An 18732-nucleotide genomic window follows, 5' to 3' on the forward strand; every position below is an offset into this window, starting at 1 on the left:
AGTCTCCTCGTTGGGGTGGGGCTGAATGGGGTCGGTCGAAGGGGGTCTATTCTAGCTTTGCGTCGATGGCCGGGCGGGCTGGTTTGCTCGGCCATCGACGCGCGGTTACTGCAATGTGCGGATGCCGTCGGGCGTCTCGAACTGCGCGACGAGCGATGCGGCGTGCCCATCCTCGCTGCCGGCGATCGCGATCAGATGGCCGGCGCCGAGCCAGTCGAGCTGCGCGCGCAGCGTGGCCGCGTCGGGATGAAAGCCCTGCAGCGACTTCAGCGCGATGCCGCTTTCCGGCAGGACCGCCGACGGATGGTGCTGCGTGTTCCACTGGATCAGCGACGGCAGCAGCCCGTCGCCCGCGTGTTGCCACGCGGGAAACGCGCCATCGTCGCGCACCGTCAGGTTCCAGCGGAAGTCGCTGCGCGTCATCGGCAGGACAGTGGGAATGCGGTCGGGATACTGCTGTTGCCAGCGCACAAGATCACGCGGCCGCTCGACGCGCGCCACCCAGTGCGACAGGAACGGGCCGCTTTCGAGGCGCGCGTGCGTGGCCCGGTCGTCGAGCGCAAAGAGGCGCGGGCGTTCGACCGCCGAGGTCTGGGCCGCGGCCGGGTCGATCGCGAGCACTTCCAGGTAGACGCCGCCCCACAGGTTCAGGAGCCGGTTATGGGTGCGCATCAGCGGATGCGCGCCGCCGCCCGCGGGTGCGACACCGAGCGTGTCGGCGACATACTGCGTGCCTTCGTCGAGCGTGCGGGCGGTGACGACAAGGTGGTCGATGCTGAGCGGGTGAGCGGTCATGTGCCTGATTTCAAATTCCTTTTACATCTCGAATTATGACTCATGCGTGTCAATGTAGTCCTTCCGACCTGCACAGTAACGGTACAATCGGCCAAATAGTGTTCGGTACAGTCTGAGGCCCGCCATGTCCGTCCCGCTCGACCTGATTCCCGCCCCGCACGATGCTTCCACGCTGACGCTCGTCGATCAGCTCGTCCAATGGGCGCGGCGGCGCATCGAAGAGCGCGTGTTCCGCCCCGGCATGCGCATGCCGTCGATCCGCAAGCTCGCGCTCGACAAGGGCGTGTCGCGCTTTACGGTCGTCGAGGCGTACGAGCGGCTGGTCGCGCAGGGCTATCTGGATTCGCGCCGCGGCTCCGGCTTCTACGTGCGCGAACGGCTGGTGGTCGCAGGCCCCGGCGAGCCGCGCGCTGTCGGGCTGACCGGCGAAGCCGCGCCGAAGCCCGGACCGAATGCGCTCGACGTGGTCTGGCTGCTGCGTAACATGCTGCATCCGTCCACCCGCCCGGAGAAGGGGCCGGGGCTCGGCTACCTGCCGTCGCGCTGGCTGGACGGCGACCTGATCGCGGGCGCGCTGCGCACGCTCGGCCGCCAGAGCGGCGCGCAGATGCTCGGCTTCGGCACGCCGCAGGGCTTCCTGCCGCTGCGGCAGCAGTTGCAGACGCGTCTCGAGGAGCTCGAGATCGGCGCATCGCCCGAGCAGATCGTGATGGTCTCCGGCGTCACTCAGGCGATCGATCTGATTGCGCGCCTCTACGTGCAGACCGGCGACACGGTGATCGTCGGCGATCCGGCGTGGTTCCAGATGTTCGGCCGCTTCGCATCGCAGGGCGCGCGGCTGGTGGGCATGCCGTACACGCCGGACGGGCCCGATCTCGATGCGCTCGAAACGCTGGTGAAGACCTGGCGGCCGAAGATGCTCGTCGTCAATTCGGTGCTGCAAAACCCGACCGGCACGTCGCTCACCGCCGCGCAGGCGTTTCGCATTTTGCGACTCGCCGAGGAATACGACTTCATCGTCGTCGAAGACGACATCTACGGCGACCTGTGCCCGCCGGGCTATCCGGCGACGCGTCTCGCGAGCCTCGACCAGCTGCGCCGGGTGATCTTTCTCGGCAGTTTCTCGAAGACGCTCGCGGCGAATCTGCGGGTCGGCTTCATCGCGTGCGCGCCGGAAATCGCGAAGGCGCTGACGGACCAGAAAATGCTGGTCGGCATGACGTCGCCGGAACTGAACGAGCGGGTGCTGTACAAAGTGCTGACCGAAGGCCACTACCGGCGCCATGTGGAACGGCTCAGGAGCCGGCTCGACACCGTGCGCGACAAGTCGGCGCGGATGCTCGAGAAGACCGGTCTGCGGCTCTTCGTCACCCCGGGCGCGGGTGTGTTCCTGTGGGCCGACACCGGCGTCGATTCCGATTCGCTCGCGGCGGCCGGGCACGAGGCCGGCTTCCTGCTGACGCCGGGGAGCCTGTTCTCGCCGCATCAGTCGCCGTCCAGCTACATGCGCTTCAATGTCGCGAACTGCGGCGATCCGGCGCTGCCGACGTTCCTCTGCCGGTATCTCGACGGCGTGGCGCGGCGGGCGTCGTGAGCGGCGCATACCGCGCGTCCGGTACATCCGGCACCTTCGGCACCCCTTGAAATCGCGCCGGGCATCCCCATTTGCCCGCGACGAACCAACCTGCACTGCAAAGAGGACACTGGAACATGGCACAAGAAACCATGAGCTTTCAGGCGGAAGTCAAACAGCTTCTGCACCTGATGATTCATTCGCTGTACAGCAACAAGGAAATCTTCCTGCGCGAGCTGATTTCGAACGCGTCGGACGCGGCGGACAAGCTGCGCTTCGAGGCGATCGCCAATAGCGCGCTGTATGAGAGCGATCCGAACCTGCGCATTCGCGTGTCGTTCGACAAGGCCGCGCGCACCATCACGATCGAAGACAACGGCATTGGCATGAGCCGCGACGAAGCGATCTCGAACCTCGGCACGATCGCGCGCTCGGGCACGAAGGAGTTCTTCGGCAAGCTCTCCGGCGACCAGCAGAAGGACGCGGCGCTGATCGGTCAGTTCGGCGTGGGCTTCTACTCAGGCTTCATCGTTGCGGACAGGATCACCGTCGAAACGCGCCGCGCGGGCTTGCCCGCCGCGGAAGGCGTGCGCTGGGAAAGCGCAGGCGAGGGCGACTTCGCGGTCGACACGATCGAGCGCGCCCAGCGCGGCACGTCGATCACGCTGCATCTGCGCGCGGACGAAGACGAGCTGCTGTCCGCATGGAAGCTGAAGTCGATCATCCAGAAGTACTCGGACCACGTCGCGCTGCCCATTCTGATGCAGAAGGAAGAGTGGGACGGCGAGAAGAACGAGATGGTCGCGAAGGACGAAGACGAGACCGTCAACCAGGCAAGCGCGCTGTGGACCCGTCCGAAGAACGACATCACCGACGAGCAGTACACGCAGTTCTATCAGCATCTCGCGCACGACCATCAGGACCCGCTGACGTGGACGCACAACCGCGTGGAGGGTCGCAGCGAGTATACGCAGCTGCTGTACGTGCCGGCGCACGCACCGTTCGACCTGTGGAACCGCGAACACCGCGGCGGGCTGAAGCTGTACGTGAAGCGCGTGTTCATCATGGACGACGCCGAGCAGCTGCTGCCGTCCTACCTGCGCTTCGTGAAGGGCGTGGTCGATTCGAGCGATCTGCCGCTCAACGTGTCGCGTGAAATCCTGCAGGAAAGCCGCGACGTGAAGGCGATCCGCGAAGGCGTGACCAAGCGCGCGCTGTCGATGCTCGAAGAACTCGCGAACTCGGACGAGCAGGCGTCGAAAGACAAGTACACGACGTTCTGGACGGAATTCGGCCAGGTGCTGAAGGAAGGCATCGGCGAAGACTTCGCGAACAAGGACCGCATCGCGAAACTCGTGCGCTTCGCGACGACGCATGGCGACACGGCGGAGCAGAACGTGTCGCTCGCGGACTATGTCGCGCGCATGAAGCCCGAGCAGACGAAGATCTACTACGTGACCGCCGATACGTGGCAGGCCGCGAAGAGCAGCCCGCACCTCGAAGTGTTCCGCAAGAAGGGTGTGGAAGTGGTGCTGCTGTCGGATCGCGTCGACGAATGGATGCTGTCGTTCCTGAACGAGTTCGATGGCAAGCCGCTCGCGAGCGTTGCGCGTGGCGACCTCGATCTCGGCGCGCTGAACGACGAAGAAAAGCAGGCGCAGGAAAAGGTGGGCGAAGAGCTGAAGCCGCTCGTCGAGCGCATGAAGGAAGCGCTGAGGGACAAGGCGAAGGACGTGCGCCTGACGTTCCGCCTGACCGATTCGCCGTCGTGCCTCGTGGCCGACGAAGGCGACATGAGCGGTTACCTGCAACGGATGCTGAAGGCCGCGGGCCAGAACGCGCCGGCGTCGCAGCCGATTCTCGAAGTGAATCCGGAGCACGCGCTGGTGAAGGGCCTGCACACGGACGACGCGCATTTCGACGACTGGTGCCATCTGCTGTTCGACCAGGCGCTGCTGGCCGAAGGCGGCGCGCTCGACGACCCCGCGAGCTTCGTGAAGCGTACCAATGCGCTGCTGCTGGCGCGTGCGGGCTGATACGTTGTTGATCGCGGATGGCTTGCTGGGCAGAGGGGTTTTGCAAGCCATTCGTTGACTGGAAAAACGCTGCTTTGAACGGACTTCCGGAAGCTGGACAGTGATCCAGCTTCCGGGGTTTGCTTCACGGCAGCGTTTTTTTATTGGCGCTTACCGCGTGGCGACCGGTTCACCATGCTGCCGAACCTGCGCGAGCACCGAACCCGCGAGTTCCTTCGCTTCCGCGCACGCCGCGGAGTCTTTCAGCACGTGCGAGGCGAGGCTGCCGATCTTCGCGCTCGTGTGCTTCGACGTGTGATGCTGCGCGAGCGCGGAACCCGCAAGCTCTTTTTCGAGCATCGACACGCCTGATTTTCTCAGAACGATCGCTGCCAGATGCGCGATGCGATCGGAAGTTTCCTTGTCTTTTACCGTCATGAACTGCTCCCTTGAGAAGGTTCTAAAAGGCGGTCTCGAAGATCCGCCAGGCCGAACGTCGAACAGAATTGAACAGAAAAGTTAGTATGGTTAACTAACTGTCCGCGTTCAATTGGGCGCAGTCTGATGACAGTCCTGGAATTGCGGTCGGCGTGAAAGCGGCGCGTGGGTACGAGGGGCGTGCAGTCGTCGCCAATTGCGCTGCGCAAGTTGGCGCGGGATGAAGGCGCGCCATCTTATAATTCGGCCATGACTATCCGTTTCGATGCGGCCGATGCGCACTGGCGCGTCACGCCGATGTCCACGTTCACTCCCGACCAGAAGGACTGGCTCACCCGCGGCGGCTCGCTGACGGCGCACCTGCGCGCGCTCGGCACGGTCGTCGTGCGCGTGACGCGCGAAGCCGTCGCGCAGTGCTGGGCCGACGAGCACGACGCGCTGGGCGTCGTTGACCGTGCGCCGGTGTGGGTGCGCGAAGTGGTGCTGTCGGTGGATGGCGTGCCGTTCGTCGCCGCGCACAGCATTGCGCCGCTCGCCGCGAGCACCGGCGTGTGGCAGGCGATGCGGCGTCTGCGCACGCGTCCACTCGCGGAACTGCTCTATAGCGATAGCGGCGTGGCGCGATCGGCGCTGGTGAGCCGGCGGCTCACCGCGCGTCATCCGCTCTATCGGCTGGCCGAGGTGCAGATTCCCGGTGACGCGCCGCATGCGCTGGTCGCGCGGCGGTCGGTGTTCGAGCGGCATCGCGCGCCGCTGATGGTGACCGAGTGCATGCTGCCGGCGCTGTGGGCGCATCTCGATAGCCGGCGCGAACTCGAACGCAGGCACGACGTGCCGGTGCAGCCGAAAGCGCGCGAACGCGAGCGCGAGCGTGGCGACCTGCCGCTGGTTCATACCGCGTCGCGCGCGCATGGCGGCACCGCGCCCGGCCGGGCTCGTTGAGATGCTGCGCGGATTTCCGCCGGTGGTCGCTGGCGATACGCATACGCTGGTGCTCGGCAGCTTTCCTGGCGAGGCGTCGCTGGCGGCGACGCAGTACTACGCACATCCGCGCAATCAGTTCTGGCGTTTGCTTGGCGCGGTGCTCGGTGAACCTGGACTACATGAACTCGCCTATGAAGCGCGGCTCGAACGCGTTCTGACACATGGCATCGGCATCTGGGACGTGCTCGATGCGTGCCATCGTCAAGGCAGCCTCGATTCGGCGATCCGCAACGCGCAGCCGAACGACTTCGATTCGCTGCGGGAGCATGCGCCTATGCTCAAGAAGGTGTGCTTCAACGGCAAGACGGCGGGGCGGTTTGCAGCAGTGATCTCGGCAGCTGGCTACGACACGCTCGTGCTGCCTTCTTCGAGCCCCGCGAATGCAATGCTGTCATTCGAACAGAAGCTCACCGTCTGGCGGCAGATTATCGATTGAAATTCATCAAATCGGAGTGCCGCGAACATTTTGAGTGAAGCCGTCGAGTAGTCTGGCGTACGTGGCGGTGCGGTTACGAATAAGTTGGCTGTGCGGAGGAGGTTGCCTGGGGCGCAGCAGGCCGTCCAGATGCGACAGCTGGACGAGCCGGTCGGGAGTGTGGTCGTCAGGGTGTCGTTGCCATGACGGTCTGACGGTGACAGTGCGCATCCCGTCTGCTGGCATGAGTGCCATTAATAGTGATAGCGGCAAGCGACGATATTGATCTGATTCTCGTCGGCTTCGTACACCAGTCGGTTCGCTTCATCAATGCGACGTGACCAGAAACCCGAGAGATTCGCTTTGAGCGGCTCCGGTTTTCCGATTCCTTCAAAAGGGGTGCGTTGCGCCTCTTTGATCAACTGGTTGATACGCTTCAGCGTCTTTCGATCCTGAGATTGCCAGAAAACGTAGTCATCCCAGGCTTCTGCAGTAAAACGCACCAGCCGCATCGTCATTGGCCTTCATCCAGCGTACGTTCCGAGACCTTCCCTTTACGAAGTTGCGCGATCGACCGCTCAAGGTGCGCGACGTTCGCCGGCGATTTGAGCAAATAGACCGTTTCCATCAGGCTGTCGTAATACTCCTGCGACATCACCACCGCGTTCGGCGCGTCGCGGCGGGTGATCAATGTCACATCCGCGTCGTCGACCACCTGATCGATGATGGTTTTCAGATTGCTGCGGGCGTCAGTGAAGTGGACAGTTCGCATGGGCCCCTTCCAGAGCGAGTGGTGAATGGTGACTTTAACACATGTACGTCTTACTGTACATGTCAATTTCACGATCACGCCGCCTGTCCCAAGGCAGCCTCGATTCGGCGATACGCACCGCGCGCCCCGCGCAAGGCGTCCCCGCCGACCCCCACCTCCGCGAATGCTATCCTCTCGTTCGTCCAGAAACTGGCGCCATGGCGCGACATCCTCAAATATGAACAAACTGATCAAGCGCGCGTCCGCCGAGGCGCGGGCATTCCGCTCCCGCCGCGATACCGACGGCGATAACGTGGACAACGAAGCGGGCAATGACGTGGCAACGTCGAAAAGCCACGCTGACAAAGCCGACAAGCACGACAAAGCCGCCAAAGCCCACAAAGACAAAAAGCGCAAGCAATCCCGCCGCGCAGACCGCTCAGACCGCGCAGAGTCGCTCGACGGCGCACCGCAGATCGACACCCCGCGCAAGCCGCGCTTCGCGCCGGTCACGTTCTCGGAAGAGAGCGGCGTCCGCTACCTGCACTTCGGCACGGAGTGGGTGCAAGGCGCGATGCGCCTTAAGAAGCCGAATCACATCGAGCTCGAATATGCACAACAGATGATGGCGTGGCTGCTGTTCCTGCAGACCCCGAAGCGCATCGTGCAGCTCGGTCTCGGCGCCGCGGCGCTGACGAAGTTCACGCACAAGTATCTGAAGCGGGCGACCGTGGAAGCGGTGGAGCTGAATCCGGCGGTCGTCGTTGCGGCGCGCACGATGTTCGAGCTGCCGCCCGATGACGATCGGCTGACGGTGCGTGAAGCCGACGCGTGGGACTTCGTGCACGATCGCGCGAACCACGGCACCGTCGGCGCATTGCAGATCGATCTGTATGACGCGACCGCGCGCGGCCCGGTGCTCGACGGCGTCGCGTTCTATCGCGCGGCGCGCGCGTGTCTGACCGAAGCCGGCGTCGTCACCGTGAACCTGTTCGGCGATCATCCGAGCTTCGTGCGCAACATGGAGCGTCTGTCTGAGGCGTTCGAAGGCCGCGTGATCGCGCTGCCCGAAGTGCACGAGGGCAACCGCGTCGCGCTGGCGTTCTCGGGCCCCGCGCTGGAGTCGCCGTTCGGCGCGCTCAAGAAACGCGCGAAGCTGATCGAGAAGAAGCTGGGCCTGCCCGCGCGTCAATGGCTCGCGGCGCTGAAGAAGTCGTCGGGGCAGGACGGGGACAGCTTCACCATCTAGTCGCGCGGGCCGCGCGGCCTCGGGTCCTCCCCGCTTGACCGCGCGATTGCGACTCCTATACTCTTTCGAAGCTTTCGGGGTACCCGCGGGCCATCCGCCCGCGGGGCCGGGTGGCCCGGCACGCACGGGTCACAAGTGAATAAAAGTAGAGGAGACGTCATGGCTCAAGACGCCGACGCCAAAAAAGCCGGCCGCCGCTGGCTCTGGTTGCTGTTGCTGCCCTGGATCGCGATGATCTGGGTGCCTTCGTATAACAAGGTCGAGCCCACGTTGTGGGACTTCCCGTTCTTCTACTGGTACCAGCTCGCGTGGGTGCTGATCAGCGCCGTGATCACCGCGCTCGTGTACTTCAAGACCAAAGGCCTCTCGAAGAGCCACAGCTCCCCGAGGGATCTGCCATGAATGCAACCGCAACCTTCGTTTTCGTCCTGTTCTTCATCGGCGTCACGATTCTCGGTTTCGTCGCCGCGCACTGGCGCCGCGGCGATCTCGGCCATCTGGAAGAGTGGGGCCTCGGCGGCCGGCGCTTCGGCACGATCGTCACGTGGTTCCTGCTCGGCGGCGACCTGTACACCGCGTACACCTTCGTCGCGGTGCCGGCGCTCGTGTTCGGCGCGGGCGCAACCGGCTTCTTCGCGCTGCCCTATACGATCCTGATCTACCCGTTCGCGTTCGTCGTGTTCCCGAAGCTGTGGAGCATCGCGAAGCGGCAGGGCTACGTCACCTCCGCCGACTTCGTCAACGCCCGCTACGGCAGCCGCAGCCTCGCGCTCGCGGTCGCCGTGACCGGCATTCTCGCGACGATGCCGTACATCGCGCTGCAGCTCGTCGGCATCGAAGTGGTGATCGGCGCGCTCGGTTTCGATACGACCGGTTTCGTCGGCGACCTGCCGCTCATCATCGCGTTCGCGATCCTCGCCGCGTATACGTACACGTCGGGCCTGCGCGCGCCGGCGATGATCGCGGTCGTCAAGGACGTGCTGATCTACATCACGATCGGCGCGGCCGTGATCGTGATCCCGTCGCAGCTCGGCGGCTTTGGCCACATCTTCGCCGCGGTGCCGCCAGCCAAGCTGCTGCTGAAGGCGCCTGACGTGGCAAGCCTGAATGGCTACAGCGCGTACGCGACGCTCGCGGTCGGCTCGGCGCTGGCGCTGTTCCTGTATCCGCACTCGATCACGGCGGTGCTGTCGTCGTCGTCGGGCAACACGATCCGCCGCAACATGGCGATGCTGCCGGCCTACTCGCTGGTGCTCGGCCTGCTCGCGCTGCTCGGCTTCATGGCGCTCGCGTCGGGCGTGAAGGACATGCCGGAGTTCGCGCCGTACTTCAAGGCGTTCGGCCCGAACTTCGCGGTGCCGGCGCTGTTCCTGCACTTCTTCCCGTCGTGGTTCGTCGGCGTCGCGTTCGCGGCGATCGGTATCGGCGCGCTGGTGCCGGCGGCAATCATGTCGATCGCGGCCGCGAACCTGTACACGCGCAACATCCACAAGCAGTTCGTGAACCGCAACATGACGAACGAGCAGGAGACCAACATCGCGAAGCTGGTGTCGCTGATCGTGAAGGTCGGCGCGGTCGCGTTCATTCTCGGTCTGCCGCTCACGTACGCGATCCAGCTGCAACTGCTCGGCGGTATCTGGATCATCCAGACGCTGCCCGCGATCGTGCTCGGTCTCTACACGCGCATGCTCGACTACCGTGGCCTCCTGATCGGCTGGGCGGCGGGTATCGCGACCGGTACGTGGATGGCGATCTCGCTGAAGCTCGCCGGTTCGATCTACGTGCTGCACATCGGCGGCGTCGCGATTCCGGGTTACGCCGCGGTGTGGTCGCTGATCGTGAACCTCGTGGTGTCGGTAGTGGTCAGCCTCGCGGTTCGCGCGATGGGCATGAAGCCGGCCGCGGATCATACGCATCCGGACGACTACCTGGACGTCGTCGAAAGCTGAGCCTCGCTGGCTGGCTGGCGCTGCGCCAGCATCCGGTGTGATCGAAACGCCCGCAACGAACGTTGCGGGCGTTTCTTCTTCCGGCGTTCTGGTGCACGATAGCGTGAACCGGTTTCGGAGCGCGTCCAGCGCGTCTGCCCAGCATGGCTTCGACCTCTACCGCCCAGCTCGCGCCGCGCCGCTCGCTGCTGTCCCGCGTGGTGCGCGCCGTCATGTCGCCGTTCTACCGTTTCCGTCACGCGAAGACCATCCATGCGGTGCGGGTCGGTCTCGCGATGTTCGTGTCGATCCTGATGACGAGCGGCATCCACATTCCGCACGGCATCTGGGCGTCGGTCACCACGCTCGTCGTGATCGGCGGGCTGCAGCATCACGGCAACATCCGCAAGAAGTCGACGGACCGCGCCGCCGGCACCATGCTCGGCGCGACGATCGGTCTCGCGCTGATCCTGCAGCAGTCGTTCATCGGTTCGCTGTGGGTCACCTACGTGCTGATGTCGATCATCGCCGCGGTCTGCGGCTACTACGCGATCGGCAAGGCCGGCTACGTCGCTCTGCTGACGGCGATCACCGCGTGCATCGTCGCGGGTCACGGCGACAACCTGATCGACACGGGCCTGTGGCGCACGCTCAACGTGATGATCGGCATCGTGATCGCACTCGCGTTTTCGTTCGCGCTGCCGCTGCACGCCACCTATTCGTGGCGCTATCTGATCGCGGACAACCTGCGCGGCTGCGCGCGCGTGCTGCTGAGGGTAATGGAGGGCGAAAAGTTCGACACGGAGACGCAGAACCGCGTCTTCATCCAGCTCGGCGGGCGGCTCGTGCAGGCACGGGGGCTGATGCCGTCGGTGGCGAAGGAGATCGACGTGCCGAACGCGCGGCTGGAGGAGATCCAGCGTCTGCACCGCACGATGCTGAGCGCGCTGGAAATGATGGTGGAGGGCGCGCTCGCACATGCCGACGCATCGGGCCGGGCGGCGTTCGCGCATCAGTGCCATCCGCAGATGCGGGAGATGCGCGCGAGCATGCTGGAGATGGCCCGCGCGCTGCGTTTTTCCGCGACGCTCGAGCCGCGCACGCCTGCGCCGCGCGGCGGCGCGAGTTGCGAGCCGGCGGACGATGCACCAACGACGCAGTTGACGGCCGCGCAACTCGGGCCGTTCTGGCTCGGCGAGCGGCTTGCGGAGCAGGTCGGGCAGCTGCGCGGCCTGCTCTATGCGATCGAGCCGAACTGGAACATCGAACGGCGCATCCGGCCGCCGCGCGCGGGAACGGTCGGGGGCGCCTAGCCGGGGGCGCCTAGCCGGCCGCGCCTGGCCGCCCGCTTTAGCTCTGCGGCATCTCGCCTTCGTGCGGAACGGTCACCATCCAGCCGACGCCGAAACGATCAGCCACCATGCCGAACCCCTTGCTCCAGAACGTGGGAGCAAACGGCATCGTGACCTTGCCGCCGTCGGCGAGCGCGTTGAACATCTTCTGCGCGGACTCGAGGTCGTCGGCGGTCAGCGACAGACTGTAGCCGCAGTGCGCCGCCTGCTTGCCGTCGCACTGCCCGTCCGACGCCATCAGCTCCGTGTCGCCGATGCGAAACGACGTGTGCATGATCTTGTCGGAGAGCTCCATGTTGACCGGGTTGTTCGGATCGGGCGGCATGTCCTTGTAGCGCATCTGGAACAGCACCTGCGCGCCGACCGTCTTGCCGTAGAACGCGAGCGCCTCTTCGCAGCGGCCATCGAAAAACAGGTAGGGCTGGACTAGCATCGTTGTCTCCTTGAGGGATGTCGCGCGCGGCCAGATCGGGCCAGATGCGTCGGCCGGATGCACGCGCGAACGAATCGATTCTAGTCCGCTGACCGGCGCAGGATGTGACGGTATTCCGTATGTGAAGGCAGGCGACGGGCCCACGATGTACGACCCAAAACAATCGGGCGCAGCGGCACGCGAAGTGCCGGTGCGCCCGACCGGGAAGGGTGGACACCGCACGGGCGCGCGTCGCGCCCGCGGGTGCCGTCAGCAGGGTGTGCGAAGGCCTAGCGCAGTGCTTCGATCAGCTTCTCGAGCTTGACCGCGTCCGCGGCGAACGTGCGGATGCCTTCGGCGAGCTTTTCGGTGGCCATCGCGTCGTCGTTCAGCTGGAAGCGGAACGACGATTCGTCGACGGCGATCTTCGGAATGTCGGCGTTCTTGCTGGCTTCCGGCGACAGCTTGCGTTCCAGCTTGTCGTTGCTGTCGGCGAGTTTCTGCAGCAGATCCGGGCTGATGGTCAGCAGGTCGCAGCCGGCCAGTTCCGTGATCTGGCTGATGGTGCGGAAGCTCGCGCCCATCACTTCGGTCTTGTGACCGTAGTGCTTGTAGTACGCGTAGATGCGGCGCACCGACTGCACGCCCGGATCGTTCTCGCCGCCGTTCTTCGCTTCGTCCCAGTTGCTGCCGGCGGCCTTCTTGTACCAGTCGTAGATCCGGCCGACGAACGGCGAGATCAGCTGCGCGCCCGCTTCGGCACAGGCGACGGCCTGCGCGAGCGAGAACATCAGCGTCATGTTGCAGTGGATGCCTTCCTTCTGCAGCACTTCGGCGGCGCGGACGCCTTCCCACGTGGACGCGAGCTTGATCAGCACGCGGTCGCGGCTGATGCCGTGATCGGCGTACAGCTTGATGATTTCGTGCGCTTTGTCGATCGAGGCTTTCGTGTCGAACGACAGGCGGGCGTCCACTTCGGTCGACACGCGGCCCGGGACGATCTTCAGGATTTCGGTGCCGAACGCGATCAGCAACTGATCGATGATCGCGCCGACCGGTTTCGACGCGTGTTCGCGTACGGTTTTTTCGAGCAGCGGCTTGTAGTCGTCCTTCTGCACGGCTTTCAGGACCAGCGACGGGTTCGTGGTCGCGTCCTGAGGCTTGTACTGCGCAAGCTGCTGGAAGTCGCCGGTGTCGGCGACAACGGTGGTGTACTGCTTCAGCTGGTCGAGTGCGGTAGTCATGTCGAGCCTTCCGGGCGCAAGGGCGCAGTGAGAGGGAAAAGAGTGGCGATCGTTCGATGATGCTCCCGATCGCCGGCCGATACCGCTATTTTATGGCGGATCGGGTGATGCGTTTTTGACATGTGCGGCAACGCGGCGTTCGGAGGGCGCGCGCCTGACGGAAAGCCGACATCCTACGCCCGCCGCGCGTTCAGCACGACCTGCGTGATCACCCCCGCGGCCAGCCCCCAGAACGCCGAGCCGATCGACAGCAGCGTGAGCCCCGAGGCCGTCACCATGAAGGTGATCAGCGCCGCCTCGCGCGCTTTCGGCTCCTGCATCGCGCTGGCGAGGCCGTTCATGATCGAGCCGAACAGCGCGAGCGCCGCGACCGAGACGACGAGTTCCTTCGGCAACGCGGCGAAGAGGGCGGCAATGGTTGCGCCGAACACGCCGGCGACGAGGTAGAACGCACCGCACCATAGCGCCGCGGTATAACGCTTCGCGCGGTTTTCGTGCGCCTGCGGCCCGGTGCAGATCGCCGCGGTGATCGCGGCCAGGTTGACGCCGTGCGAACCGAACGGCGCGAGCACCAGCGAGGCGAGGCCGGTGGTCGAGATCAGCGGCGATGATGGCGTGGTGTAGCCGTCCGCGCGAAGCACCGCGATGCCCGGCACGTTCTGTGACGCCATCGCGACGACGAAGAGCGGAATGCCGATGCTGACAATCGCGGACACCGAGAACGCCGGGACAGTCAGCACCGGCTGCGCGAGCGCGACGTGAAAATGGCTGAAATCGAGCAGGCCGAGGCCGCCCGCCACCGCGGTGCCGACCGCGAGCGTCGTGACGATCGCATAGCGCGGCGAGAAGCGTTTCACCGCGAGGTAGGTGAAGAACATCGTCAGCACGAGCGGCGTGCGGGTCTCTGCGGCATGGAAGACCCCGATGCCGATCTCAAACAGGATGCCTGCGAGCAGCGCGGACGCGATGCCGGCCGGCACCTTCTTCATCAGCGTGTCGAACCAGCCCGACAGGCCGACTGCAGTCAGCAGCACCGCGCACACGACGAACGCGCCGACCGCCTGCGGATACGGCACGTGCGGCAATGCGCCGACGAGCAGCGCCGCGCCCGGCGTCGACCAGGCGATCACGATCGGCGCGCGATAGCGCAGCGACAGCCCGATCGTGCAGACGGCCATCCCGATCGACAGCGCCCAGATCCACGACGAGATCTGGGCGTCGCTGAGGTGCGCGGCGTGGCCGGCCTGGAACATCAGCACGAGCGAACTCGTGTAGCCCGTCATCATCGCGACGAAACCCGCGACGAGTGCGGCGAGCGACGAATCGGCGAAGGGCCGCAGCGGCGACAGCGTGGCGGAGGACGACGGGGCAGGGGACAGCGGTGGCAGGGACGGCGAACTCATGCGGATGGTGCGTGGAAGTGCGTGAAGCGGATGCTTTTCGGTTATTTGTGAGGCTGGTGCCCGGCGCCGCGCGCGCCTATTTGCTGAGGATACGCATCGCGGTTTCGAGCCCGGCGAGCGTGAGAGGATACATCCGGTGGCCGAGAATCTCACGAATCACCGACACGGACTGGCGATATTCCCACAGCCCTTCGGGCTCGGGGTTGAGCCACGCGAAATGCGGGAACTGGTCCGCGAGGCGCCGCAGCCACACCGCGCCGGCCTCCGCGTTGTTGTATTCGACCGAGCCGCCGGGCTGCAGCACTTCGTACGGGCTCATCGTTGCATCGCCGACGAAGATCAGCTTGTAGTCGGGCGTGAACTTGTGCAGCACGTCGAGGGTCTGCGTGCGCTCGGTGTGGCGGCGCCGGTTGTTCTTCCACAGGTAGTCGTACACGCAGTTGTGGAAGTAGTAGAACTCGAGGTGCTTGAACTCGGCCTTCGCCGCGGAAAAGAGCTCTTCGGTGCGCTTGATGTGATCGTCCATCGATCCACCGACGTCGAGCAGCATCAGCACCTTCACATTGTTGTGCCGCTCCGGGACCATCTTGATGTCGAGCCAGCCGGCGTTCGCCGCGGTGCTGTGGATCGTGTCGGGCAGGTCCAGCTCTTCGGCCGCGCCTTCGCGCGCGAAGCGCCGCAGCCGGCGCAGCGCGACCTTGATGTTGCGGGTGCCGATCTCCACCTGGTCGTCGTAGTCGCGGTACGCGCGCGCGTCCCACACTTTCACCGCGGTGCGGTTGCCCGATGCTTCGCCGCCGATGCGCACGCCTTCCGGGTTGTAGCCGCCATGGCCGAACGGCGACGTGCCGCCCGTGCCGATCCATTTGCTGCCGCCTTCGTGGCGTTCCTTCTGCTCGTCGAACAGTTCCTTCAGCCGTTCGAGCAGCTTGTCGAGACCGCCCATCGCTTCGATCTGCGCTTTCTCTTCCGCCGTGAATTCGCGCTGCAGCTTCTTCTTCAGCCACTCCTCGGGAATCTCGAACGCGAGCTCGGCCTTCATTTCGGCGCCGCGAAAGAACGCGCCGAAGGTCTGGTCGAAACGGTCGAAGTACTGCTCGTCCTTCACGAGCGTCATGCGCGCGAGATAGTAGAACTCGTCGAGCGACGGCGCGATCACGCGCGCCTTCAACGCTTCCATCAGCGTCAGGTATTCCTTGACCGAGACCGGCAGTTTCGCGGCGCGCAGCGAGTAGAAGAAGTCGATGAGCATGGCCGGTTCTCCGCGATGACTGTGTGCGTGGCGCGTTCCGCGTCAGCGCGCGAGCTTGAAGAGCAGGTTGGCGCGTACGGCGGGCCATTCGCCCGCGATAATCGAGAACACGACGGTATCGCGCAGCACGCCGTCGCGGCCGATCATATGGTTGCGCAGGATTCCGTCCTGCTTCGCGCCGAGCCGCGCGATCGCGGCGCGTGACGCGTGGTTCATGAAATGCGTGCGGAACTCGACGGCGTTCGCGTTCAGCTGGTCGAACGCGTGCGCGAGCAGCAGCAGCTTCGCTTCGGTGTTGAGCAGGGTGCGTTGCACGCGCTTCGCGTACCACGTCGCGCCGATCTCGAGCCGGCGATGCGCGGCCTCGACGTTCAGATAGCGCGTCGTCCCGACGATCTCGCCCGATGCGAGCTCGCGTACCGCGAACGGATGCGCGCCCTGGTCATCGCGCATCGCGAGGGCCGTTTCGATGTACGCGCGCTCGGCGCCCGGCTCGGGAACGGTCGTGTACCAGAGCCGGTAGAGTTCGCCATCCGCCGCGGCTGCCGCGAGCGCGTCGGCATGCTCGATGCGCAGCGGCTCGAGGCTGACGTGCTGGCCGGTCAACGTGACGGGTTCGATCCAGCGGCTCATGAGTCAGGGCTCCGTAATGGATAGCAGTGCGGGATTGGCAGTGCGGGGCTGGCGGCGCGGGGTTGCTATCGTGCCGGGGTGCGGTCTATTGTCGCAGGGCCGCCCGCCATCACCGGTTGCTGCGGTTCATGAAGATCAGCCGTTCGAAGAGGCTCACGTCCTGCTCGTTCTTCAGGAGCGCGCCGTGCAGCGGCGGAATGATCTGCTTGTGGTCGGTGGAGCGCAGCGCCTCCGGTGGGATGTCTTCCGCGAGCAGCAGCTTCAGCCAGTCGAGCAGTTCCGACGTGGACGGCTTCTTCTTCAACCCCGACACGCCGCGCAGCTCGAAGAAGCTTTCCATCGCGGCTTTCAGCAGGTCCTGGCGGATGCCCGGATAGTGCACCTCGACGATCTGCTGCATCGTGGCCGGCTCCGGGAACTTGATGTAGTGGAAGAAGCAGCGGCGCAGGAACGCGTCGGGCAGCTCCTTCTCGTTGTTCGACGTGATGATCACGAGCGGACGGTGCCTGGCCTTCACCAGTTCGCGCGTCTCGTACACGTAGAACTCCATGCGGTCGAGTTCGCGCAGCAGATCGTTCGGGAATTCGATGTCGGCCTTGTCGATCTCGTCGATCAGCAGCACCGTCTGCTGGTCCGATTCGAACGCCTGCCACAGCACGCCCTTCACGATGTAGTTGCCGATCTCCTTCACGCGCTCGTCGCCGAGCTGCGAATCGCGCAGACGCGACACCGCATCGTATTCGTAGAGACCCTGCTGCGCCTTCGTGGTGGACTTGATGTGCCATTGCAGCAGCGGCATGCCGAGCGCCGCGGCCACTTCCTCGGCGAGCATCGTCTTGCCGGTGCCCGGTTCGCCTTTGATCAGGAGCGGGCGTTTCAGCGTCATCGCGGCGTTGACCGCGAGCTTGAGGTCGTCGGTGGCGACGTACTGCGATGAGCCTTCGAAGCGCATGGCGGAACGCTCTCCAGAAAAATTCCAGTATAAGTCAGAAGCCCTGTTGGCCCTGGCGCGCCTCGCGTATCGTGTGACCCGCGCCGCAAGGCCCGGAAAGGGCCGTTGTGAAGGCCGCTGTGAAGGCCATTGCGCGGGTCGCGCAACCGGCGTTCCCGCGATGCCCGGATGCGCGCGGCGGCACGCTGCCGGAGCGGGGCGCGACCCCGGCGGACGCAGCGTCGTGCCGCGGGCCGCCCGGTGGACGTTCGGCCAGGCGTCGCGGTACAATTGGCCGGATTTTTTTGGCCTGCGTGGCAACCCTAGAAGAATAACGGCGCAGGCCGTTGCCTTTTCGGGCGCCCGTTTCCCCTCATGCCAGGTTACATGCTATGAACAAATTCGTCGGCAAACACGTCGTGATCGCAGCGCTGTCGGTGCTCGCGGGCTTCGCCGCCAGCGCCCAGGCAGCGGATGTCGTCGGCAACGCGAAGGCGGGCCAGGGCAAGGTCGCGATGTGTATCGGCTGCCACGGCATTCCGGACTACCGCACCGCGTATCCCGAGGTGTACCGCGTGCCGATGCTCGGCGGCCAGAACGCCGAATACATCGCGAACGCGCTGAACGAGTACAAGAAGGGCGACCGTCATTTCGAAACGATGCACGCCATCGCCACCTCGCTGTCGGACCAGGACATCGCCGACATCGCCGCGTACTACGCCGCGCAGACGTCCTCGTCGAAGAACAACCCCGACAAGTAAAGCCGTGCCGGCCGCGTCGCGTTGCGCGCCGGTTTTCGCGGAACAGGAGAATCCATGAACAAGCCCCAACAGGCCCTCCACACGATGTTCAAGGCTGCGTGCGCATCGGTGGCGCTCGTCGGTGCCGTCGCGCTGACCCCGGCGCATGCGGCCGACGCATCGGCCGGCAAGGTGCTCGCCGACAGCCACAACTGCGCGGCCTGCCACGGTCCGGGTCTGAACAAGCCGGTGAGCCCGCAGTATCCGAAGCTCGCGGGCCAGCATGCCGACTACGTCTACTGGGCGCTGCGCCAGTACCAGATGGGCACGGGCAACCCGCATCTCGGCCGCAACAACGCGATCATGCAGGCGCAGGTGCAGAGCCTGTCGCCGGGCGACATGAAGGATCTGGCCGCTTACATCGAATCGCTGAACGGCGATCTCGTGCAGAAGAAGTAAGCCGCGGTCTTTTTAGCCAGCTTGAAGAAAGACACCTCGCGCGAGCGGGGTGTCTTTTTTTGTGGGTGCGCCCGGCAGGGCGCACTCACTTGGAGGTGAAAGTCCTCTACTCGCCCGGCAAGGGGAAGAGTTAGCCGAAGGCAAGGGTTTCCCGGGTG

20 protein-coding genes are annotated in these 18732 nt (G+C 65.0%); 10 read left to right on the top strand and 10 right to left on the bottom strand.

What is annotated here, in order from left to right; genetic code table 11:
• Positions 1–105: 105 nt before the first annotated feature.
• Positions 106–795 (bottom strand): VOC family protein, encoded by a 690-nt coding sequence (locus DVS29_RS28245; protein ID WP_118183832.1) that lies wholly within the window; start codon positions 793–795, stop codon positions 106–108.
• Positions 796–919: 124 nt separating this feature from the next.
• Here DVS29_RS28245 and DVS29_RS28250 point away from each other — a divergent pair, with 124 nt between their 5' ends.
• Both DVS29_RS28250 and htpG read left to right on the top strand, forming a co-directional pair.
• Positions 920–2389 (top strand): aminotransferase-like domain-containing protein, encoded by a 1470-nt coding sequence (locus DVS29_RS28250; protein WP_118183833.1) that lies wholly within the window; start codon positions 920–922, stop codon positions 2387–2389.
• Positions 2390–2505: 116 nt separating this feature from the next.
• A complete protein-coding gene (gene htpG, locus DVS29_RS28255) occupies positions 2506–4404 on the top strand; it encodes a molecular chaperone HtpG (RefSeq protein WP_118183834.1) in 1899 nt (632 codons plus the stop codon).
• Between the two features lie 150 nt (positions 4405–4554).
• On the opposite strand, the gene DVS29_RS28260 is transcribed toward htpG, so the two are convergent.
• Positions 4555–4821: a hypothetical protein gene (locus DVS29_RS28260; protein ID WP_118183835.1), complete on the bottom strand. Its 267-nt coding sequence runs from the start codon at positions 4819–4821 to the stop codon at positions 4555–4557.
• Positions 4822–5070: 249 nt separating this feature from the next.
• On the opposite strand from DVS29_RS28260, the gene DVS29_RS28265 reads away from it, so the two are divergent.
• Both DVS29_RS28265 and DVS29_RS28270 read left to right on the top strand, forming a co-directional pair.
• Positions 5071–5763 (top strand): chorismate--pyruvate lyase family protein, encoded by a 693-nt coding sequence (locus tag DVS29_RS28265; RefSeq protein WP_118183836.1) that lies wholly within the window; start codon positions 5071–5073, stop codon positions 5761–5763.
• Between the two features lies 1 nt (position 5764).
• Positions 5765–6241 (top strand): DNA-deoxyinosine glycosylase, encoded by a 477-nt coding sequence (locus tag DVS29_RS28270; RefSeq protein WP_118183854.1) that lies wholly within the window; start codon positions 5765–5767, stop codon positions 6239–6241.
• A 233-nt stretch (positions 6242–6474) separates the two neighbouring features.
• Here DVS29_RS28270 and DVS29_RS28275 read toward each other — a convergent pair whose 3' ends face one another.
• Positions 6475–6738, bottom strand: a complete 264-nt coding sequence (locus DVS29_RS28275) for a Txe/YoeB family addiction module toxin (protein WP_118183837.1) — start codon at positions 6736–6738, stop codon at positions 6475–6477.
• A complete protein-coding gene (locus DVS29_RS28280; RefSeq protein WP_118183838.1) occupies positions 6735–6992 on the bottom strand; it encodes a type II toxin-antitoxin system Phd/YefM family antitoxin in 258 nt (85 codons plus the stop codon). The genes DVS29_RS28275 and DVS29_RS28280 overlap by 4 nt, the downstream gene beginning before the upstream one ends.
• Before the next feature lie 217 nt (positions 6993–7209).
• Here DVS29_RS28280 and DVS29_RS28285 point away from each other — a divergent pair, with 217 nt between their 5' ends.
• The 4 genes from DVS29_RS28285 (at position 7210) to DVS29_RS28300 (ending at position 11461) form a co-directional block, all read left to right on the top strand.
• Positions 7210–8220, top strand: a complete 1011-nt coding sequence (locus DVS29_RS28285; RefSeq protein ID WP_118183839.1) for a class I SAM-dependent methyltransferase — start codon at positions 7210–7212, stop codon at positions 8218–8220.
• Between the two features lie 159 nt (positions 8221–8379).
• Complete coding sequence (locus DVS29_RS28290) at positions 8380–8622, top strand: DUF3311 domain-containing protein (RefSeq protein WP_118183840.1); 243 nt, start codon at positions 8380–8382, stop codon at positions 8620–8622.
• Entirely contained in the window at positions 8619–10169 is a 1551-nt protein-coding gene (gene mctP, locus DVS29_RS28295) for a monocarboxylate uptake permease MctP (RefSeq protein ID WP_118183841.1), read from the top strand. Before DVS29_RS28290 ends, mctP begins: the two co-directional genes overlap by 4 nt.
• A gap of 143 nt (positions 10170–10312) precedes the next feature.
• Entirely contained in the window at positions 10313–11461 is a 1149-nt protein-coding gene (locus DVS29_RS28300; protein ID WP_118183842.1) for an FUSC family protein, read from the top strand.
• Between the two features lie 37 nt (positions 11462–11498).
• Here the strand turns inward: DVS29_RS28300 and DVS29_RS28305 are convergent, their stop codons facing one another.
• From DVS29_RS28305 to DVS29_RS28330, 6 genes are all read right to left on the bottom strand, one after another.
• Positions 11499–11933, bottom strand: coding sequence for a VOC family protein (locus DVS29_RS28305; protein WP_118183843.1), 435 nt, complete (start codon positions 11931–11933; stop codon positions 11499–11501).
• A 269-nt stretch (positions 11934–12202) separates the two neighbouring features.
• The gene (gene tal / locus DVS29_RS28310) at positions 12203–13156 is read right to left on the bottom strand and encodes a transaldolase (protein ID WP_118183844.1); all 954 of its coding nucleotides are present in this window, start codon (positions 13154–13156) and stop codon (positions 12203–12205) included.
• A gap of 173 nt (positions 13157–13329) precedes the next feature.
• A complete protein-coding gene (locus tag DVS29_RS28315) occupies positions 13330–14559 on the bottom strand; it encodes a benzoate/H(+) symporter BenE family transporter (protein WP_118183845.1) in 1230 nt (409 codons plus the stop codon).
• A 76-nt stretch (positions 14560–14635) separates the two neighbouring features.
• A complete protein-coding gene (locus DVS29_RS28320; RefSeq protein WP_118183846.1) occupies positions 14636–15811 on the bottom strand; it encodes a vWA domain-containing protein in 1176 nt (391 codons plus the stop codon).
• A 42-nt stretch (positions 15812–15853) separates the two neighbouring features.
• The gene (locus DVS29_RS28325) at positions 15854–16444 is read right to left on the bottom strand and encodes a GNAT family N-acetyltransferase (RefSeq protein ID WP_118183847.1); all 591 of its coding nucleotides are present in this window, start codon (positions 16442–16444) and stop codon (positions 15854–15856) included.
• Between the two features lie 109 nt (positions 16445–16553).
• A complete protein-coding gene (locus DVS29_RS28330; protein ID WP_118183848.1) occupies positions 16554–17396 on the bottom strand; it encodes an AAA family ATPase in 843 nt (280 codons plus the stop codon).
• Positions 17397–17767: 371 nt separating this feature from the next.
• Between DVS29_RS28330 and DVS29_RS28335 the strand changes: the two genes are divergently transcribed.
• Both DVS29_RS28335 and DVS29_RS28340 read left to right on the top strand, forming a co-directional pair.
• Positions 17768–18136: a c-type cytochrome gene (locus tag DVS29_RS28335; RefSeq protein ID WP_118183849.1), complete on the top strand. Its 369-nt coding sequence runs from the start codon at positions 17768–17770 to the stop codon at positions 18134–18136.
• Between the two features lie 54 nt (positions 18137–18190).
• Entirely contained in the window at positions 18191–18574 is a 384-nt protein-coding gene (locus tag DVS29_RS28340) for a c-type cytochrome (RefSeq protein ID WP_118183850.1), read from the top strand.
• Positions 18575–18732 lie beyond the last annotated feature (158 nt).

Origin of the sequence: Paraburkholderia phosphatilytica, assembly GCF_003443895.1 — a bacterium.
Lineage (GTDB): Bacteria > Pseudomonadota > Gammaproteobacteria > Burkholderiales > Burkholderiaceae > Paraburkholderia > Paraburkholderia phosphatilytica.